Origin of the sequence: Nostoc sp. LEGE 06077 (assembly GCF_015207705.1) — a bacterium.
GTDB lineage: Bacteria > Cyanobacteriota > Cyanobacteriia > Cyanobacteriales > Nostocaceae > Nostoc_B.
The window spans coordinates 251,957-270,893 of record NZ_JADEWI010000002.1; the positions used below are offsets into that span (position 1 = coordinate 251,957).

General features: G+C 40.9%; 18 protein-coding genes and 1 tRNA gene. 8 read left to right on the plus strand and 11 right to left on the minus strand.

Annotated elements, in window-relative coordinates:
- Nucleotides 1-222 precede the first annotated feature (222 nt).
- Nucleotides 223-1,041, plus strand: a complete 819-nt coding sequence (modA, locus tag IQ244_RS02485; protein WP_193889480.1) for a molybdate ABC transporter substrate-binding protein — start codon at nt 223-225, stop codon at nt 1,039-1,041.
- A gap of 138 nt (nt 1,042-1,179) precedes the next feature.
- Nucleotides 1,180-2,991, plus strand: coding sequence for a molybdate ABC transporter permease subunit (gene modB / locus IQ244_RS02490; protein ID WP_193889481.1), 1,812 nt, complete (start codon nt 1,180-1,182; stop codon nt 2,989-2,991).
- Between the two features lie 40 nt (nt 2,992-3,031).
- Here modB and IQ244_RS02495 read toward each other — a convergent pair whose 3' ends face one another.
- The 9 genes from IQ244_RS02495 to IQ244_RS02535 all read right to left on the minus strand — a co-directional run bounded on the left by IQ244_RS02495 (nt 3,032) and on the right by IQ244_RS02535 (nt 10,691).
- Nucleotides 3,032-4,849 carry an ABC transporter ATP-binding protein gene (locus tag IQ244_RS02495; RefSeq protein ID WP_193889482.1) on the minus strand — a complete coding sequence of 606 codons (1,818 nt, stop codon included), beginning with the start codon at nt 4,847-4,849 and terminating at the stop codon, nt 3,032-3,034.
- 40 nt (nt 4,850-4,889) lie between these two features.
- On the minus strand, nt 4,890-5,777 hold the full coding sequence (locus tag IQ244_RS02500; RefSeq protein WP_193889483.1) for a serine kinase: 888 nt from the start codon (nt 5,775-5,777) through the stop codon (nt 4,890-4,892).
- A gap of 279 nt (nt 5,778-6,056) precedes the next feature.
- Entirely contained in the window at nt 6,057-6,236 is a 180-nt protein-coding gene (locus IQ244_RS02505; protein WP_193889484.1) for a lasso peptide, read from the minus strand.
- Between the two features lie 167 nt (nt 6,237-6,403).
- The gene (locus IQ244_RS02510; RefSeq protein ID WP_193889485.1) at nt 6,404-6,598 is read right to left on the minus strand and encodes a lasso peptide; all 195 of its coding nucleotides are present in this window, start codon (nt 6,596-6,598) and stop codon (nt 6,404-6,406) included.
- 282 nt (nt 6,599-6,880) lie between these two features.
- Nucleotides 6,881-7,060 carry a lasso peptide gene (locus IQ244_RS02515; protein WP_015115233.1) on the minus strand — a complete coding sequence of 60 codons (180 nt, stop codon included), beginning with the start codon at nt 7,058-7,060 and terminating at the stop codon, nt 6,881-6,883.
- Nucleotides 7,061-7,166: 106 nt separating this feature from the next.
- Entirely contained in the window at nt 7,167-9,197 is a 2,031-nt protein-coding gene (locus tag IQ244_RS02520) for a lasso peptide isopeptide bond-forming cyclase (RefSeq protein ID WP_193889486.1), read from the minus strand.
- Nucleotides 9,198-9,200: 3 nt separating this feature from the next.
- On the minus strand, nt 9,201-9,632 hold the full coding sequence (locus tag IQ244_RS02525; RefSeq protein ID WP_193889487.1) for a lasso peptide biosynthesis B2 protein: 432 nt from the start codon (nt 9,630-9,632) through the stop codon (nt 9,201-9,203).
- Entirely contained in the window at nt 9,616-9,921 is a 306-nt protein-coding gene (locus IQ244_RS02530) for a PqqD family protein (RefSeq protein WP_193889488.1), read from the minus strand. The genes IQ244_RS02525 and IQ244_RS02530 overlap by 17 nt, the downstream gene beginning before the upstream one ends.
- Before the next feature lie 696 nt (nt 9,922-10,617).
- A tRNA-Pro gene (locus tag IQ244_RS02535) sits at nt 10,618-10,691 on the minus strand.
- Nucleotides 10,692-10,851: 160 nt separating this feature from the next.
- Here IQ244_RS02535 and lipA point away from each other — a divergent pair.
- From lipA to IQ244_RS02565, 6 genes are all read left to right on the plus strand, one after another.
- Nucleotides 10,852-11,745, plus strand: a complete 894-nt coding sequence (lipA, locus tag IQ244_RS02540) for a lipoyl synthase (RefSeq protein WP_193889489.1) — start codon at nt 10,852-10,854, stop codon at nt 11,743-11,745.
- Between the two features lie 78 nt (nt 11,746-11,823).
- Nucleotides 11,824-12,747: an NAD(P)H-dependent glycerol-3-phosphate dehydrogenase gene (locus tag IQ244_RS02545; protein WP_193889526.1), complete on the plus strand. Its 924-nt coding sequence runs from the start codon at nt 11,824-11,826 to the stop codon at nt 12,745-12,747.
- A gap of 209 nt (nt 12,748-12,956) precedes the next feature.
- Nucleotides 12,957-13,178: a hypothetical protein gene (locus IQ244_RS02550; protein WP_193889490.1), complete on the plus strand. Its 222-nt coding sequence runs from the start codon at nt 12,957-12,959 to the stop codon at nt 13,176-13,178.
- Nucleotides 13,156-13,413: a type II toxin-antitoxin system RelE family toxin gene (locus IQ244_RS02555; RefSeq protein ID WP_193889491.1), complete on the plus strand. Its 258-nt coding sequence runs from the start codon at nt 13,156-13,158 to the stop codon at nt 13,411-13,413. The genes IQ244_RS02550 and IQ244_RS02555 overlap by 23 nt, the downstream gene beginning before the upstream one ends.
- A 706-nt stretch (nt 13,414-14,119) precedes the next feature.
- Nucleotides 14,120-15,367: an RNA polymerase sigma factor SigC gene (sigC, locus tag IQ244_RS02560; RefSeq protein ID WP_193889492.1), complete on the plus strand. Its 1,248-nt coding sequence runs from the start codon at nt 14,120-14,122 to the stop codon at nt 15,365-15,367.
- A gap of 344 nt (nt 15,368-15,711) precedes the next feature.
- A complete protein-coding gene (locus IQ244_RS02565; RefSeq protein WP_015115240.1) occupies nt 15,712-16,167 on the plus strand; it encodes a Fur family transcriptional regulator in 456 nt (151 codons plus the stop codon).
- A 160-nt stretch (nt 16,168-16,327) separates the two neighbouring features.
- Here the strand turns inward: IQ244_RS02565 and IQ244_RS02570 are convergent, their stop codons facing one another.
- Both IQ244_RS02570 and IQ244_RS02575 read right to left on the minus strand, forming a co-directional pair.
- Nucleotides 16,328-17,512 carry a peptidoglycan-binding protein gene (locus tag IQ244_RS02570; protein WP_193889493.1) on the minus strand — a complete coding sequence of 395 codons (1,185 nt, stop codon included), beginning with the start codon at nt 17,510-17,512 and terminating at the stop codon, nt 16,328-16,330.
- A gap of 17 nt (nt 17,513-17,529) precedes the next feature.
- The coding region (locus tag IQ244_RS02575; protein ID WP_193889494.1) for a cobaltochelatase subunit CobN at nt 17,530-18,937 on the minus strand (1,408 nt) is incomplete at its 5' end.

Sequence of the window (18,937 nt, forward strand, 5' to 3'; positions counted from 1 at the left end):
CAAAAGTCATCTTCAGATGACTAAAATATACCCCAACTTTTTGAGTCTACTTAAGTAGACTTGAGTTATTAGCCTTGAACTTGAGTTCAAGGCGGGTGACGAAGCCCACGTTCACTGATTTTTCAGAAATCAAATATTTTTTGTGTATTTAAATAATTTACTGTTACTTACCAACTTTTCTCGTGTTAGGTTGGTAAATAACAGATGAATTAAAAACTGGAAATGAGTCCTCAACGCATTTTAGCTTTTACTTGTTGGTTATTTTTTGCTTGCTTGTTAGTTATTGGCTGTAATCAAACAAATACACCCAACTCGGCGATAACTGCTAGTCCAACATCCCAAACTACTTTTTTAACCATCTCAGCCGCAGCTAGTCTCAAGGACGCACTCACAGCGATCAAACCAATTTACAACCAAGTAAAACCAAGCGTTAACCTAACATACAATTTTGGTTCCTCTGGTGCTTTGCAGCAGCAAATTGAACAAGGTGCAAAAGTTGATGTTTTCATCTCCGCCGCGACTAAACAAATAGATGCACTTGATCAAAAAGGTTTATTAGTTGATGGTACAAAGAGGAATTTATTAACCAATCAATTAGTTTTAATTGCTCCACAAAACTCTACAAATATATCAGATTTTCCAGATTTAACTTCGCCTCGTGTCAAGAAAATTGCTTTAGGTGAACCAAAAAGTGTACCTGCGGGACAATATGCTCAACAAGTTCTGACTTCGTTAAAAATTGCTGACAAAATTAAAAATAAAGTTGTTTACGCTAAAGATGTACGTCAAGCTCTAAATTATGTAGAGTCAGGTAATGCTAGTGCAGGTTTAGTTTATCTTTCTGATGCCAAAAGTACTGCAAAAGTCAAAATCATCACTACTGCACCAGAAAATAGTCATTCCCCTATTTTATATCCGATCGCAGTACTTAAAAGCAGTAAAAATATTGATGTTGCCAAGGATTTTGAGCAATTTTTATCTAGTAGTAATCAAGCTAAAAATGTGTTTAAAAAACAAGAATTTGCTGTAGTAGGAAATTGATATAGCAATTCTATTTGATTTACAAATTTACTCGTCAAGAAAGGGAACAGGGAATAGGAAAAAGATTAGTTTGTTTCTCATTTAGGACTGCTATATCAGAATTTTATATTTAGATAAAAAATAGATATTTGATAAACTATGCCACAAGATTTATCACCGCTTTGGATATCGCTAAAAACTTCATTATTAGCAACATTTATTACTTTTTTTATTGGCATAGCTGCGGCTTATTGGATGCTTAGTTATCGCGGTAAAGCCAAATCTTTAATTGAGAGTATCTTTGTTGCCCCACTGATTTTACCCCCGACTGTTGTCGGCTTTTTGTTGCTGTTATTTTTTGGCAAGAATGGGCCTGTGGGGAAACTCATGGAGCCTTTTGATTTGACGATTGTTTTTACTTGGTATGGTGCAGCGATCGCCGCGACGGTGGTTTCCTTCCCACTTATGTATAAAACTGCACTGGGAGCTTTTGCACAAATTGATGGTAATTTGTTACGGGTGGCGAGAACTCTAGGCGCAAGTGAATCAACCATTTTTTGGCGAATTAGTTTACCTTTAGCCTTACCAGGAATTTTAGCTGCGACGACTTTGGCTTTTGCCCGTGCGTTGGGTGAATTTGGTGCAACGTTAATGCTGGCTGGGAATATTCCTGGACAAACCCAGACGATTCCAATGGCGATTTATTTCGCTGTGGAAGCAGGCGCAATGGATGAAGCTTGGTTCTGGGCGATCGCTATTATGGTAATTTCTTTATCAGGGATTTTTGCGGTTAATTTTTGGCAAGAAACCAGAGGTAAAGGGCGACGCAAGGATGTCGGGACAAGAAGACAAGAAAGACGCGTGGCGGAATCTGCTACTTTATCTACACCAACTTCTGAAGTCGGACTGTTGGTAGATATTGAAAAAAAATTGCCCAGTTTTCATTTGCAAGTTTCCTTTAGTACCAACGAACAACCACTAGGATTGTTGGGTGGTTCCGGCGCAGGTAAAAGTATGATTCTGCGGTGCATTACGGGAATCGAAACGCCAACTAGAGGGCGAATAGTTTTGAATGGGAGAGTTTTGTTTGATTCTGAAAAGGGAATTAATTTACCTAGCCGCGATCGCCGCATTGGTTTTTTAGTCCAAAATTATGCCCTGTTCCCGAATATGACTGTGGGGGAAAATATTGCTTTTGGTTTACCTCATGGATTATCTGCGTCAAGTATGCGCGTACAAATCGAAGAACAACTCATAGCAATGCAATTATCAGGATTAGGCGATCGCTATCCACATCAACTTTCCGGCGGTCAACAACAACGGGTAGCATTAGCTAGAGCCTTAGCCAGTCAACCAGAAGCCTTACTATTAGATGAACCTTTTTCCGCCCTCGATACTCATCTGCGTAATCAATTAGAACAGCAGATGACCGAAACTTTGGCAGATTACCCAGGTGTGGCTTTATTTGTGACTCATAATATGGATGAAGCTTATCGAGTTTGTCCAAACTTATTGGTATTAGAACATGGTCAAGCCGTACATTACGGTTCCAAATATGATATTTTCGAGCATCCTGCTAGTGTGAGTGTGGCTCAATTAACTGGCTGTAAAAACTTTTCTCGCGCTGTGTCTCAAGGAACCCAACGAATACAAGCACTGGATTGGGGTTGTCACCTCGAAGTTGTCCAACCAATTCCTGACGAACTATCTCACGTCGGGATTCGCGCTCATCAACTGATCTTTTCCTCTGATTCAACTCAAGTTAATACTTTTCCCTGTTGGCTAGTGCGAACCAGTGAAACACCTCATCGAATGACATTATTTTTCAAACTACATACTCCTCCCAATAATCCCCAAGACTATCATCTGCAAGCCGAGGTCTTCAAAGAGAAATGGGTGCAGATTAAAGACAAACCTTTCCCTTGGTATGTACGTTTAGACCCCATACGTTTGATTTTGATGGAAAGCTAGTAGAGAAAGCCTGAAGTGTCAGTTAGAACTTCGCACATCACTAACGATATTGCTTGGCTTGGGTTTCATATAAATAAGCATAACTACTACCTAGTTGGATCAGTTCATTATGAGTACCACTTTCGACAATTGTGCCGTTTTCCATAACGTAAATGCGATCGGCCATTTTGACAGTAGACAAGCGATGGCTAATTAAAATCGCCGCTTGATTTTGGATCAGTTGACGGAATTTTTCAAACACTTCATATTCCGCTTTTGGATCCATTGCACTAGTCGGTTCATCTAAAACTATTAACTGAGAATCTCTTAAAAACGCCCGCGCCAAGGCTATTTTTTGCCACTGACCAACACTTAATTCTTCTCCTTGGTCAAATAATTTACCCAAAATTGTGTCATAACCTTTGGGTAATTTAGTAATTACATCATCTGCACCAGAACGACGCGCCGCCGTCATAATACTTTCTCGATGAGCGGGCAATTCAATATTAGCTAACCAAATATTTTCTTGAGCAGTAAAGTTATATTTAGCATAGTCTTGAAAAATCACGCTGATGTCACGGCGTAATTCGGCAATTTTATAGTCTCTGATATCAACACCATCAATAGTGATGCTACCAGCGGTTGGATCATACAAGCGACACAGCAATTTAATTAAAGTCGTTTTTCCCGAACCATTTTCACCAACTAGTGCTACTACTTCTCCTGGTTTAATGTTTAAGTTAATATTATGTAGTGCTTGGCGGGTTGTAGTGGAATATTGAAAACTCACATCATTAAACACAATACCTGTCTGCATTGGTCGCGGTATTGGTTTGGGATTTACTGAATCAACCAATCTGGGTTTGAGGTCAAGAAACTCGTAAAGATTACCTAAAAATAAATTATCTTCGTAAAGTGCCGAAATGTTGGCTAATAAACTTTTAATATCGTTCTGTCCTCGTTGTAGTGCTTGATAATAAAGCACCAAATCACCCAAACGTAGAACTCCGTTGATAGCTTGATAGATAATTAAAGCATAAATAGCAAATATAAGAATACCAGCGATCGCCTCGGCTGCAAAGTTAGCAATAAAGCGGCGGGTAAAAATTTTCAGACTTTCTTTATAGATTTGTCTGCGGATGCGGAGATACCAATTACTAAAGTAGTGACCTAAATCAAATAAGCGAATTTCTTTCGCAAATTGGTCTGATGTCAGCATCCAAGCCAAATAAAAACCTTGGCGTTGCATCGGTGTCCATTTGCGCTGCCAATCATACATAATACGGCTATATTTGACGCGCACTAACATTGCAGGTAACGCAGCCACAAATAAAACACCCAAAATTCCCCAGTGGAGTGTTAGTAACAACCCAATCATTGCTACTAGGGAAATACTATTTTGCCCAATCTGTGCTAAACGATTGAGAATTTGTGGTGGTCGATAAGGTGCTTCTTGTTGCGCTCTTTGTAAGGTATCGTAATATAAGGAATTTTCGTAGTACTCTAGGTCAGCTTCAATAGATTTAGCGTTAATAATTCCTTGCATATAGTCAGTCACCCGTTGAGAATGGGCAGTGGTGACTAGTTCTGTTAAGGAGTTAGCCAGAGTAGTTAATAAAGTCACTCCACCAGCTATAACGATTAAAATTAAGACGTTACGAAATGCTAATGCTTTGTCTGCTAGGCTCACGTTAGCAGCTACGGCATCGATAATGAGTTTCGAGAGATAAATTGAGACTACTGGTAAGATACCTTGAATAGTCAGTAAGACTACACGGGCGATCGTCCAACCAGGGCTACTTTGCCATACTAAACGCAATGCCGGCAAAAGTCGCAGAGTATTTTGCAGCTTATCTCGAATTTTTTTGCCTAGTTGCATATTTAAAATGGCGATCGCACTAAATTTAATTTCTTAAACTTTAGATTGTAACGGGAGATAGGTTCCCTTGAACAAGTTCATTTTCTACTAACTTCACCAAATCAGGCAGTGCCGCTAACGAACGTTGCCGTCGTAAACTATAAATCGGCACTTGTTGAACTACACTCATACATTGCCTAAAATGTTCTTTGAGGAATTCTGGTGCAGTCAAGGCTTGCATTTCTCTGGAATGGCGGACTAATTCACCAAAGCTTTGTTTTGCTTCTAAAGGAACTATTTCTGAGTGAGTTCCCCAAGCTAAAACATAAATTTTTTGCAGAGGTACAGATTGTTGAAAGAAGCCGTCTTGCAATCGATGAACACGCTTCACCGTTTGGGAATTTAGTAAAGGTAAGCTTTCTGGTACATGGCCAAAAGAAGCCACCGCATCTGGCCATAGCTTTATTTGCGGAAACCCAGGAATTACTAGCGGTTGTTTTCCACCGACTTGAATTGCCAAAACATCATCAGTCAAAATACTGTAGCCGTGAGCATGAAAACATTCTGCTAAAGTTGACTTACCAAAACCTGAGTCAGCCATAAAGGCCACAGCACTACCATCAATGACTACACTACTAGCATGAAGTACTAACAAACCCCTCTGCCTTAGTAATACACAAATAATCACACCCAGCAGAAAAGTCCGGATTATTGCCTCATCAATACCAGGGTTGGGGTCAATGACAATTTCTTTACCGTCTTTCACTAACACCATACCGAATTCAGCAATTGTAGCTAATAGGTAGTTACCACCATCACTACGCTTTTGTTGTGGTTCATTTAGCTTACCCAAGCGGATAACTACATCTGCTGGTTTATCGCTGGGGATGAGCTCAGGTAGGGGTAATTCGGAGTGAATGCCTAAGTTATATGCTGTGTAAACGTACATCTAAAATATTACTCGATGACTACTGAAAAACTATTTTTGGTTATGCAAAACTCAATTTTATTAATATTTTTGAATTGACAAAGCTCTGACAATCTGTAATAAAGGAAGCCATCAGGAAAGTTATTTCCTGATGTTTCCAAACATTTCATTTAAGTTTTGCAGTAGTCCTAAAAAGCTCTATTTTCTAGGACTACTGAAGCTTATCCTAGCTCTGGAGTATATTTGGGTGTAATAGTAATACCTTATATTTACTATTACACCTATAACTCAGCTAGATTTTTATCTTGGAAGGGGAACAAGTACCCCATCTTGGGAACCACTTCTTCCTACGCTTGAGCCGGGGAAAGTTTGATTGCCGACTTGGAAAGTATCCTCTCTTCCTGGTGTACCAAAAGCATGGGTAACGTCTTCAACACTACCGTAGTTTGTTAATTTGGGAGCTTCGTAAGATTTTTTCATTGTTTAGGTCTCCTGTTGGTTTTGTTTATTTATTACTAAACTAGATATTGGCTTTGAAACATTCACCAAATCAGTCTAGGTAGGAGCAGGCTGAAACTGCACTGCCCCTAGTCCGACTTATGGTTTAATCTTGGGTATGATTTAGCTAAAGAGCAAGTATTAAATATTTATCTTCCTCGGCCGTTACGTATAGGAATGAGTATTCCATCACCCGCAGAACCACTCAGCCCTAGTACTGAACCAGGAAACGTATTATTCCCGACTTGGAAAGTATCAGCCGAACCATCGTCACCAAAAGCATTAGTAACATCTTGAACATTACCGTAATTCATTATTTCTGGCGCTTCGTAAGCTTTTTTCATATTTTCTGCCTCTTGCTTGCTTTGTTTATCTTTTGCGGGAATATCTAGCCGTATTCATTTAGGGTAGGTCATCAATATTGATTACTCAAAGCCTTATAGCTAGTGCATTTTTCAGTAATTTGCTATCAATATTGGTTTGGAGATCCTCCCCAATTCAGTCTAGGTAGGAGCAGGCTAAAAATGCACTGCCCCTAGTCAGACCTATGGTTTATTTGGTGATGATTTAGCCAAAGAGCGAGTGTAACAAATTACCGAATTGGTATTGTTTCATCGTCCTTTATCCTAGTTGGGAATGAGTACCCCATTTTGGGAACCGCTGAGTCCAATAGTTGAACCAGGAACAGGAGTAGGATTACTTCCAATTAGGAAGGTATCTCTTCCACCTGCGCTACCAAAAGCATTGGTAATGTTTTGAACACTACCGTAGTTTGTGAGTTGAGGAGCTTCGTAAGCTTTTTTCATTGTTAGGTCTCCTGTTGTTTTTGTTTATTTCTTGCTGGACTAGATATTGGCTTTGCGATATTCACCAATTCAGCCTAGGTAGGAGCAGGCTAAAAATGCACTACCCCTAGTCCGACTTATGGTTTATTTGGTTATGATTTAGCCAAAGAGCAAGTGTTACGGCTTTCCAAACTGGAATTGTAGAATCATCATTTGCATCCTCTGTTGTAGATATAAGATTGTTGTAAAATCTGCGGAGTGTGTTTAGATCCACAAATTCTTGAAGATTATTGGCATCATTGGTAATTACTTCATCTAACAGATGCCGATCAAAATGCAACAACCCTCGCTGGAAGTTGGGTGTCATGTTGGTTTTGCCACCACGCCACTGCACTTCTTGGGGCAGAATGCCTTCTAAACCTCTCCGCATAACTAAACGAGACCATCCTTGATTAAGCTTTTGTTCTGGTGGTAAAGAGAGGCAAAATTCAATCAAGCGTTTATCCATAAAGGGATGACGCGACTCTAAAGAAAATGCAGCAGAACAGAGGTCGCCCAATTCCAGTACTGTGGTGAACAAGGCGGAGTTTAAGGTACGACATTGTTCCTCTCTCACTGTGATGGCTGGATTTTGGTCTTGCTCCTGAGATGGCGTTAGAGGATTTATCCCGACTTTTTTGGCGAATTGCGGGTTGATTAAAGAAGTGACTTGGGGTTGATTTTGTTTGTGACCACGGAGCGATCGCCAAATCTTCAAGATATACTGAGGAACTAAGGGTTTAATTCCGTAAGTGACGAACAATTTCCGCCGAGAAACTCGAAAATGCTGACTAATTTGCAACGCAGTTCGCACAAAAGTGAGCAATTTTTTCTGCTTGACTAACTCCTGTAAATAGGTAATTGCATATTTGTAGAAAATGGCGGCAACTGAGGTATTAAAGTGTTGAGATATGGACTGAGCTTCTTGGATAAACTTCTCCCACTTTCCTTGACGTGCTAACTCGGCGAAATATGTTACCCCGTGAGATACTGTTGTATCACCATCAAAACCATCTAAGGAAATGCGAATACCTGCTTGTTGAGCAGCCCGATTTAATCCCCATACCAGAAAATGACTAGGCCCAATAAAGGGTTCTTCCATGTATTGATAATAGTTTTGCCATTCCGACAAGGGGCCTGATTGATCGGCGTGGACATAATGGGGGATAAATCCACCCTGGTTTAATACAGGGTTAATATATTGACGTTCATCACATTCAGGAACATCTGCAAAAATATTCGAGAAAGTGTGCAGTTGTGCGTTTTTTTCTTGCAATATATCTCTGGCTACACAAGCAATGGAAGATGAGTCTAAGCCACCACTCAAGTGACAACTAACAGGAAATGCACTGCGTAAACGACAACGTACTGCTTCGGTAAACACCTCTCGGAAAGCTGCTGCATATTCCTCATCTGAGTTTAGTCTTAACTCTTCACCCACTTCTAAAGACCAGTAGGCGTGAGATATTAATCCACCCGTGTAACTCACGGTCATTGTGTGAGCCGGAGGCAATCTATAGATATTTTTATAAACAGTAATAGATTTATCTTCGGTAAATGGATGTAAATGATTGGCGATCGCAATTTCATTCACCTTTTTCGGCACTTCTGGTAAACTCAAAAGCGCCTTCATTTCCGAAGCAAAGTAAAATTTCTTGCCTGGTTGATAGCAGTAATATAAGGGTTTGATGCCAAAATGATCTCTGGCACAGAATAATGTCTGCTTCCGCTGATCCCAAATTACAAATGCAAAGTCACCCAATAATTTTTTTGGACATTGCTCACCCCATTTTTCGTAAGCCGCCAGTACTAACTGGCTATCTGTGATTTTTTCTACTGGGCAGTTATCAATAGATAATGCAGAGATTAGTTCTTCTCTGTTATCTATGCGGATATCTGCTGTAATGACTAACTCACCACTGCAATCAACCAAAGGTAGTTTTTCTAGCAGCGATTCTGGCGTACTCCACAGCATCTGATGTCCCAAGCCAATTGAGCCAGAACACCATACATCTGAGCCATCTGGCCCCCGATGAGCGATCGCATCTACCATCAAGGCCAGCTTTTGTTGTTCCACCGGCTGACTATTTAGATTGTAAATGCCAACTATACCACTCATGATTTATATCCCTGAAAAGGATGGCAATGGAGTAAAGCGTGGGAGGTCGGGAAGGTAGCCAATGACTACTTGTCCTTGAGTTTCAATCCAAGCATGAGCTTCTAAGTTTCCAGTTGCACCTTTGACCACTCCGATACGTAATTCTGGTGAGTAACCATAACGAGTCATTAACACTTGGCAAGTTAAAGCCCTCGCTAGGCATTTAGCTCCACCAGGGGTGTAACGCGTGCTAACATTTATCGCCCAAACAATTTTGTTCAAAGTAATTTGCTTTAATCTGGGGTTTGGCTTACTGTTTTTATTGATAAGTTTTCTTAAAGTATTAAAGGGTAGTAAGCGCATTCCTAGCCGCACTAATCCCAGCAAAACAAATGTATTCAATAAAAGTTGGCGATCGCTGTTGCTTAGTTGCAGTGTTTTAAGCAGATACTTCATTCTTAATTTCGATCAATCCTTTAGCTGCTAAGTCTTCTAGCAAAGCTGAGATATCACCTTTACATACCTCTGCTGCCACTTCATATTCTGCTAATATGGCATCTTGAATTTCTTGGACAGTCTTCGGTGATTGAATGAAATTCCATATACTAGCCCCAACTTGATTCAGTCCATAGTAAGCACCCGATTTGATATCAAGGATGACCACTTCTCCTTGTAATTCCGAACAGATTTGCTCTCTTGAGGCTACTACACTTAGGTTTTCAGATGAACTTAATTTTGTAAGCATTCTTCTAGTATAATCACTGATTTTTAATTGTTTATACTAAAAATAATTTATAACACCTTGTGGAAATTACTGTTACGTAAAAGTGATATCTTCATCCTTTGTTTTAAAAATAGCTAACTTTATAAAGCAATTGTGAAGTAATATAAATAGTCTAATATTCTGACTGTCTATTTTTAATTAATTACTCTACTCATGCCATATTCCTAGAGAAATTCAATAATGTATTAAAGTAATTAATACATCAACTAGTAGTTAAGTAATTACCATTACTCAAAGTTGAGTCTGTTCTCAGTTCTTTATCCTACAGGTATTTGCATCAAAAGGAATTAAAATTTTTGGATGATAATCGCCAAAAATTTACTACAAGTACGCAAATACTAGAAAGCATACCTGTCCTCATATATATCAATGACAAACATATTTTCAATTGATTTACCTCAAGTCAATATATCTTTTGAATGATCTCTAAACTTGACGGTAAAATTTTTTATTTAAATTTGCACACCAAGCACATATAACCAAGTGCTGAGTATAAACCTATCAGCTACAAGGCTTTAAGTAATCAACATAGTCTTCATTGAAGTGACTACGGCTATAATTCACCTTCATAGACCAACAACCAACAAAAAGGTTTCCTCAATAGGAGACGGATTTTTCAGTCTACTCAGAGTTATAACTCAAGCTAATAACTAAATATCGGGATGACTGGATTCGAACCAGCGGCCCCTTCGTCCCGAACGAAGTGCGCTACCAAGCTGCGCTACATCCCGCCGAAAATAGGCAATGCCCATATCATATTACCACAGTTGTCTGGAAACAAGCTGATGTTTAATGTTCTGAGGTAAGAAGACAAAACGACCAATGACAACTATATATATAGATTGCTTGCTACGATTAGATTTGTATAACTTTCAGTGGTAAAAGCGGATTGTGACTGTTAACCAAAAGCCAGACTGGTTGCGAGTAAAAGCGCCTCAATGGGAGCGCGTTGGTAACGTTAAAGAAATTTTGCGGGATTTAGCACTCAATACGGTTTGCGAGGAAGCGTCCTGTCCGAATATTGGTGAGTGCTTCAATGCTGGAACTGCCACGTTTTTGATTATGGGGCCAGCTTGTACCCGTGCTTGTCCTTACTGTGATATCGATTTTGAGAAAAAACCAAAACCTTTAGACCCTACAGAACCAGCCAGATTAGCAGAAGCAGTTCGCCGCATGAAGCTAAATCATGTGGTAATTACTTCTGTAAACCGAGACGATTTACCTGATGGTGGTGCTTCTCAGTTTGTGGAGTGCATTACAGCGGTGCGTAGTGTCTCACCTCACACCACAATTGAGGTATTAATTCCTGATTTGTGTGGCAATTGGAATGCTTTGGAGATAATTCTGCAAGCTAGTCCAGAGGTACTCAACCATAATACAGAAACAGTTCCTCGCCTTTATCGTCGGGTGCGTCCTCAAGGAAACTACGATCGCACTCTTGAATTATTGCAGCGTTCTCGGCAAATAGCACCTTGGGTATACACTAAATCTGGCATTATGGTGGGCTTGGGCGAAACGGATAGCGAAATCCGCCAAGTCATGCAAGACTTACGCACCGTCGATTGTGACATTTTGACAATTGGGCAATATCTCCAGCCCAGCCAAAAACATTTGCAAGTCGATACATTTATTACCCCAGAACAATTCGCTGCTTGGCAAGCATTTGGTGAAGAAATCGGATTTTTACAAGTTGTTTCTTCTCCATTAACCAGAAGCTCATATCATGCAGAACAAGTCCGGGAATTAATGAAACGTTATCCACGTCAGTCAAGTGCTGAGTGCTGATAAATCAGTTATCAGTAACCAGTGAACAGGGAGTAGACTTGATAACTGATAACTGTTAACTGATAACTGTTGAAAGTGGTGCAAGAAACTACCATTGCAATTTTGGGTGCAGGCGCTTGGGGTACAGCTTTAGCAAATCTAGCAGAGGCTAATGGTCACAGGGTACAACTATGGTCGCGTCATGGCACAGCAAAGCTAGAAGCTGTTCTCGAAGATGCTCAAATAGTGCTATCAGCTATTTCTATGAAAGGGGTAAGAACTGTTGCTTTGCAAGTACAATCTTACCCCCTTTCATCAGAGACAATTTTTGTCACAGCCACCAAAGGGTTAGATCCACAAACCTGCGCTACGCCATCGCAAATTTGGCAAGCTGCATTTCCTGATCATCCAGTGGTGGTTTTATCTGGCCCAAATTTATCAGCAGAAATTGAACAATCATTACCAGCTGCAACCGTAGTCGCTAGTAACATCTCCACAGCAGCAGAAAAAGTGCAGTTGGTATTTTCTTCACCTCGTTTCCGCGTTTATACCAATTCCGATCCTCTAGGTGTGGAATTAGGAGGAACGCTCAAGAATGTGATGGCGATCGCCGCTGGTGTATGTGATGGCTTACAATTGGGAACCAATGCCAAAGCTGCCTTAGTTACCCGTGGACTTACAGAGATGGTTCGCATCGGTAATTGTTTAGGTGCGAAGACGGAAACTTTTTATGGTTTGTCAGGTCTGGGAGATTTGTTAGCCACTTGCAATAGTCCTTTAAGTCGTAACTACCAAGTCGGCTATCAAATGGCTGGTGGTCAAACCCTGACAAATATTCTGGCTAATTTGCTAGGAACCGCCGAGGGGGTTAACACTTGCCAAGTTCTGATGCAATTAGCCAAGCAGCAAAATATTTATATGCCAATTACTGAGCAAGTTTATCGGCTACTTCAGGGTGAAGTTACGCCACAACAAGCACTTGATGAACTGATGTTACGCGACATCAAGCCAGAGTATAACTGAGTAAGTTAAAAGTTAGGAGTCAAGGTGATTATATTTAACTTTCTATTAGGCTTTCTCTACCTATAACCCTGAGCATAATATGAGTTAGCTGGCTGAGTCATCCTGTTGAGGCGGTACATTGAAATGTAATTTAAAACACTTTCATTTAGAGATTATTCACAAAATTGATTGTGATACCATAAATTCAACCCGAAACATGAGTTTTTATTATGGCTACCTTGCGAGAACTTGAAGCAGCCATCAAACAATTACCTGAAAGTGATGTTCGCCAACTCTCTGTTTGGCTACAAGAGTATTTGGATGATATGTGGGATCAGCAAATTGAAACAGATGTAGTGTCAGGAAAGTTGGACAAGCTGATTGCTAAAGCAGAGGTAGATATTCTAGCTAACAGAGTGAGGGATCTTGATGAAGTCCTTCACAACTCCTGACTTTTGGCAAGCGTATGCAAAATTAGCTCCAGAAGTGAAGGAACAAGCAAAAAAAGCATATCAACTTTGGCAAGAAAATCCGGTGCATCCTTCTTTGCACTTCAAAAAAGTAGACAAGAATCTTTGGTCTGCGCGTGTTAGTGGTGGTTATCGCGCATTAGCTTTGAAGAAGGGTGACGATTATTATTGGTTCTGGATTGGTAATCATGACGAGTATGAAGCTCTGCTGAATTAGACAATGGTTTCAGCTATAAATCACAAATCATAGGAAACTCAACCGAAGTGGGTAACGAGTTGAGGCTGCTGCATTTGTTTGTAGTCAAAAAAATACAAGAATAATGTCCAGGGTGCGATCGCGCAAAATTGGTGTCGCAACCTGACTGGTATTAAAGGTCATTCATCATTGGTTTTTCCTCGGTTGCCTACTTTGCCTGTCTAAACTCTGCCTTTGTTTTACTTCACAATTTCCCAAAAAATCCTGAGACAGAAAATAGTAAATCGTCAGGAAATTACTTTTAAAGCCATGTAGATATGACTAACCAGATGTTAAACATAACTTTACTGAAAGATGTTTATCCCATTCAACAGAGTAACATTTATCACTTATTAAGTTGAAATACTGACTAGGTAGCTCAGAATTTAAAGCCTATCTGTAGATTTGAATAGCTATTGGTTCAATCAAATGTTCACCTGCCGAAGGATTTCGGCATTTAATGTTGGAAACACTAGTGCAGTTTTTGAAAAAAAATTGTATTGGAATCCTCTACCGTGTTATTTCATCTTGAATCACGGGAACAATAGCAACAGTTGATTTTGATTAGCTGACCCTTCGGGTTCTATTTCCAGAACCCCTTCGGGGAACGCAGTCGCCTAGATCGGGGAAACCCTTCTACAGCGCTGACTCACCGTAATCTATTGTTACCTGGAGCCATTGAGACGATATGCCAGCAACATCTTTTTACCCGGATGCCGCCTACAATTCCCAAAAGTCCCGCCAGGTTTTAGACCCAGATCTCACGGTTGACGATGATTTGTCGGTCGAAGATCTCCAGGATCTGGAGATAGTTTCTGTTGACCCTGCTAGTTTTGGCGCAAATAATAACCGCCGCAGCACAGACCTGGTACGTCTATACCTCCAGGAAATTGGCCGAGTCCGGTTGTTGGGGCGTGATGAAGAAGTTTCAGAAGCTCAAAAAGTTCAGCGTTACCTACGGATGCGGACAGTACTTGCTAATGCTGCCAAGCAAGGAGATGCTGTAGTTTCGCCCTATCTGCGATTGATTGAAGTTCAAGAACGTTTAGCATCTGAACTCGGCCACCGTCCTTCTTTAGAAAGATGGGCTTCTACCGCTGGTGTGCAGGTGTCGGATCTCAAACCAACTTTGTCAGAAGGTAAACGTCGTTGGGCGGAAATTGCCAAAATTACAGTAGAAGAACTGGAGCAAATTCAATCTCAAGGACTGCAATCCAAAGAACACATGATCAAGGCGAACCTGCGTCTTGTGGTTTCTGTCGCTAAGAAATACCAAAATCGTGGTTTGGAATTATTGGATTTAGTCCAAGAAGGAACTCTGGGTTTAGAAAGAGCCGTAGAAAAATTTGATCCAACTAAGGGCTATCGCTTTAGTACATATGCTTACTGGTGGATTCGCCAAGGGATTACAAGAGCGATCGCTACTTCTAGTCGCACCATTCGCCTGCCGGTTCATATTACAGAAAAATTAAACAAAATTAAAAAAGCGCAACGCAAAATTGCTCAAGAAAAAGGTCGGACTCCTACCTTAGAAGATTTGGCAATTGAATTAGAAATGACACCATCTCAAGTCAGAGAAGTGTTGTTGAGAGTTCCTCGTTCTGTTTCTTTAGAAACCAAAGTTGGTAAAGACAAAGATACAGAGTTAGGCGAATTGCTGGAAACCGATAGTGTGACTCCAGAAGAAATGTTAATGCGAGAATCTTTACAAAGAGACTTGCAAAATCTGTTAGCTGATTTAACTAGCCGCGAACGAGATGTAATTCTGATGCGGTTTGGTTTAGCTGATGGTCATCCTTACTCTTTGGCCGAAATCGGCCGCGCCCTTGATTTATCACGGGAACGAGTACGCCAAATTGAATCTAAAGCTTTGCAAAAGCTCCGTCAACCCAAGCGCCGCAACCTCATCCGTGACTATTTAGAGTCACTGACTTAATTAATAAGTTAAAAGTCAATGGTCAATGGTCAATAGCAAACAAAATTCTCACTATAGATTGTTGACTTTGGACTTATTATTCGGTGGAAAATTGCTTTGATCACTTCGGCTAGAATCTTTCTCCAGCTTATAAGTAATCTTTTGCAGCTAGGGAAAGTAACTCTCTGCTTCCCTACTTCTCAAGATAGTTTGAAGATGGCGATCGCTATCCTAACATTGCCTTATGAGTTTCATTAACATTGTTTGAGCATTTAATAAATATTCTCAATAAGCTTCAGTTGTTGCAAATTGCTCACAACATTTGTTATATTCTCAACTAATAGGCTTTGTTGAGAAAAATTAGTATGACTGTCTACACAACTACTTCACTCAAAGCAGAATTAAATGAAAGAGGCTGGCGTTTAACTCCCCAGCGCGAAGTAATTTTACACATTTTTCAAGAACTTCCGCAAGGTGAACACCTCAGTGCAGAGGATCTTTATCATCGCTTGGAAACCGATGGTGAAGGTATTAGTCTCTCAACCATCTATCGGACATTGAAGCTGATGGCGCGGATGGGAATTTTGCGGGAATTAGAACTGGGAGAAGGCCATAAACATTATGAAATTAACCAGCCTTACCCTCACCATCACCATCATTTAATTTGTGTGCGGTGCAACAGCACCATTGAGTTTAAAAACGATTCGATTTTAAAAATTGGTGCAAAAACTGCTCAAAAAGAAGGATTTCATCTGCTCGACTGTCAAATGACAATTCATGCAGTATGCCCCAAGTGCCAACGGGCGCTAATGCCACTGTAGCACTGGGGCAGGATAACTAAAGGAATGTACTCACATCAATTTTGGATTTTATATTTTGGATTTCGTCGCTCAAGCTGACGCGATCGCAAATCTAAAATTGGCAGAGTTATCGGAGGGAAGTAACGGCTTGGGGATTCACATTGATAAATATAAGCGGATGTTAAAAGCGTCCGCTTCTAATATCACTGAGACTGACACCGTAAAATTCTTGGGCTTGCTTAATAGCTTTTTTTGTATCATCGGCCATCACACCGTTGAGTTTCCCTTTGTAAAAGCCCTTATCCCGCAGCCGTCGTTGAATTTCTAAAACACTAAAGTCACTTTTTGGTGCATTGTTCACCTTGCTATATAACCTAGCTCTGGTAGTGGGGCCAGCAATTCCACTGACGGCTAAGTAATTGTCTGTTTGAAAGCGACGTACCGCATCTGAGGTGTAAGAACCAAAGTATCCATTTGGTTCTCCCTGTAAATAACCGGCTTTAATTAATTGCTCTTGCAAAACTCTGACAGATTCACCGCGATCGCCCATGCGAAGATTATCTCGATCAGCTGCTCGTTTTGGTGCGGCATCTTCACCAAAACCTACACCTCTTCCCGGTAGTTTGCTAAGAGTTGCAGGGCCAACAATCCCATCAACGTTTAATTTATAAGCGTCTTGAAAGCGTTTGACAGATTCTTCGGTAATTGGGCCAAATATACCTGTGGCATTACCATAGTAATAACCTGCTACCCGTAACTGTTCTTGAAGAACTCTCACATCTTCCCCTTCATCACCTTTCATGAGGTATTGAGAATTGATGCGTTTGGTAGCTTGGGTTGTAGTTTTTTTGGTTGATGTATTAGTAGCCACAACTCTAGTTGTTTTGGCGGGTGTACTAGCCGCTGCAACTCTAGTGGTTTGAGTTGTCCGCACAACTGTTGGTTTTTTCGCTTGGTTAGTTGCAGATGATTTACGCCAGTTATCTAATTTTTGCAGTGTGGTGGCTCCCATCACACCATCAATTGGTAAACCCGCAGCTTTTTGGAAGCGTCTGACCGCTTCTTCTGTGGGAAAATCATAAACTTGGGTGATTTGTGCTTGATAAAAGCCTGCTTGTTGCAACTTTTGTTGCAGATTTCTCACAGAAGGGCCTTGATCTCCTCGTTCTAGAGCCAAGACACTATTAACACTACTGAGAATAGACAAGGTAAGCGCCAGAGGTAACATATACTTCCAAGCCTTACCAGATAGCTTCCTCCAGTCTGGTGCTGAGGCTTTGTCTAACAAATCACTCAGCAACACCAAGTCACTGGATTCACAGTCTTCATAGGCAAATGCTAGGTGCAAATATGCAAGGTTGTCCATAGTTCATTCCTACACCATTAATATTTATCTGGGATGTATTTTTCTTCGATGGCTGCTTCGGCTTGATGTACTAAATTTCTTAAATTTTCTAATGTCAGTATATCTACATCCTCCCATAAACCGCGCTTGTGTGCTTCAAGTAATCGTTCAGCAATATCACGCAACGCATGAGGATTATTGTATTGAATAAATTCTGAAATGGTTGTATCAAATAAATAAGACTCTGCTATCCCTTGATACATATGGTCTTCTACGCATTTAGTTGTGGCATCGTAGGCGAAGAGAAAATCAACGGTTGCTGACATTTCAAATGCACCTTTATAACCGTGGCGCATAACTCCGGCAATCCACTTAGGATTAACCACACGAGAACGATACACCCGCGCAATTTCTTCTTTGAGTTGGCGAATGCGGGGATTAGCCGGAATAGAATTATCACCGAAGTAAATTTGCGGATTTTTACCTTGGAGAGAACGGGCGGCAACTGTTAAACCACCTTGAAATTGGTAATAATCATCAGAATCAAGCAAATCATGTTCGCGGTTGTCTTGGTTGTGCAAGACAATTTGCATTTGCTGTAAACGCTGCTGAAATGCTTCTGGTGCAGCAATTCCTGTGAGTCCTCCCTTTTCTTGGGTAGAAAGGGCGCTAGTGTAGGCGTAACAACTCCAGTTGATATAGGCGCGGGCTAAATCTTGGTCATCAGTCCAATTTTGCGATTCAATTAAACCTTGGAGTCCTGCACCATAAGCCCCTGGTTGGGAGCCAAAAATGCGATAACGCGATCGCACTGTTGCTTCTTGTTCTGTTAAACCTTGTGTTACCCAATATTCTGTATCTTGCTGAACTTGCACCGCCAAGGGGTTTTCTGCTGGAGATTCATCTAAGGCGGCGACTGCTATGACTGCTTGTTCAAATAAATCAATTAAGTTGGGGAAAGCATCGCGGAAAAATCCAGAAATTCTTAAGGTGACATCCACACGGGGACGACCCAAAATCGATAACGGTAAAATTTCAAAATCGACGACTCGTCGCGCTGCACCATCCCACACCGGACGTACACCCAACAATGCTAAAGCTTCGGCAATGTCATCACCACCAGTCCGCATCGTAGCTGTACCCCACAAAGATAATCCAAGTGTTTTGGGATACTCACCATGCTCTTGGGTATAGGATTCAATTAAATTCTCGGCTGCTTTTCTACCAACATCCCAAGCTGTTTCTGTGGGTAAGGCACGAATATCTACTGAGTAAAAGTTTTTGCCTGTAGGGAGAACTTCTGGCCTGCCGCGTGTGGGTGCGCCAGAAGCACCACTAGGGACGTATCCGCCATCAAGTCCGTGCAGTAAATTGGTGATTTCTGCGGGGGTTTGTTGGAGGGCGGGGAGGAGTTTTACTTTTATCCAGTCTAGGGTGGTGGTGAGG

What these genes read in the sequence shown, in the direction of transcription:
- IQ244_RS02520 (WP_193889486.1), bottom strand. Translation starts at nt 9,197, where the DNA reads ATGAGTGGTATAGTTGGCATTTACAATCTAAATAGTCAGCCGGTGGAA.
- IQ244_RS02530 (WP_193889488.1), bottom strand. Translation starts at nt 9,921, where the DNA reads ATGCTTACAAAATTAAGTTCATCTGAAAACCTAAGTGTAGTAGCCTCA.
- IQ244_RS02505 (WP_193889484.1), bottom strand. Translation starts at nt 6,236, where the DNA reads ATGAAAAAATCTTACGAAGCTCCCAAATTAACAAACTACGGTAGTGTT.
- IQ244_RS02525 (WP_193889487.1), bottom strand. Translation starts at nt 9,632, where the DNA reads ATGAAGTATCTGCTTAAAACACTGCAACTAAGCAACAGCGATCGCCAA.
- IQ244_RS02550 (WP_193889490.1), top strand. Translation starts at nt 12,957, where the DNA reads ATGGCTACCTTGCGAGAACTTGAAGCAGCCATCAAACAATTACCTGAA.
- sigC (WP_193889492.1), top strand. Translation starts at nt 14,120, where the DNA reads ATGCCAGCAACATCTTTTTACCCGGATGCCGCCTACAATTCCCAAAAG.
- IQ244_RS02515 (WP_015115233.1), bottom strand. Translation starts at nt 7,060, where the DNA reads ATGAAAAAAGCTTACGAAGCTCCTCAACTCACAAACTACGGTAGTGTT.
- modA (WP_193889480.1), top strand. Translation starts at nt 223, where the DNA reads ATGAGTCCTCAACGCATTTTAGCTTTTACTTGTTGGTTATTTTTTGCT.
- IQ244_RS02555 (WP_193889491.1), top strand. Translation starts at nt 13,156, where the DNA reads ATGAAGTCCTTCACAACTCCTGACTTTTGGCAAGCGTATGCAAAATTA.
- IQ244_RS02500 (WP_193889483.1), bottom strand. Translation starts at nt 5,777, where the DNA reads ATGTACGTTTACACAGCATATAACTTAGGCATTCACTCCGAATTACCC.
- IQ244_RS02570 (WP_193889493.1), bottom strand. Translation starts at nt 17,512, where the DNA reads ATGGACAACCTTGCATATTTGCACCTAGCATTTGCCTATGAAGACTGT.
- IQ244_RS02495 (WP_193889482.1), bottom strand. Translation starts at nt 4,849, where the DNA reads ATGCAACTAGGCAAAAAAATTCGAGATAAGCTGCAAAATACTCTGCGA.
- modB (WP_193889481.1), top strand. Translation starts at nt 1,180, where the DNA reads ATGCCACAAGATTTATCACCGCTTTGGATATCGCTAAAAACTTCATTA.
- IQ244_RS02510 (WP_193889485.1), bottom strand. Translation starts at nt 6,598, where the DNA reads ATGAAAAAAGCTTACGAAGCGCCAGAAATAATGAATTACGGTAATGTT.
- IQ244_RS02565 (WP_015115240.1), top strand. Translation starts at nt 15,712, where the DNA reads ATGACTGTCTACACAACTACTTCACTCAAAGCAGAATTAAATGAAAGA.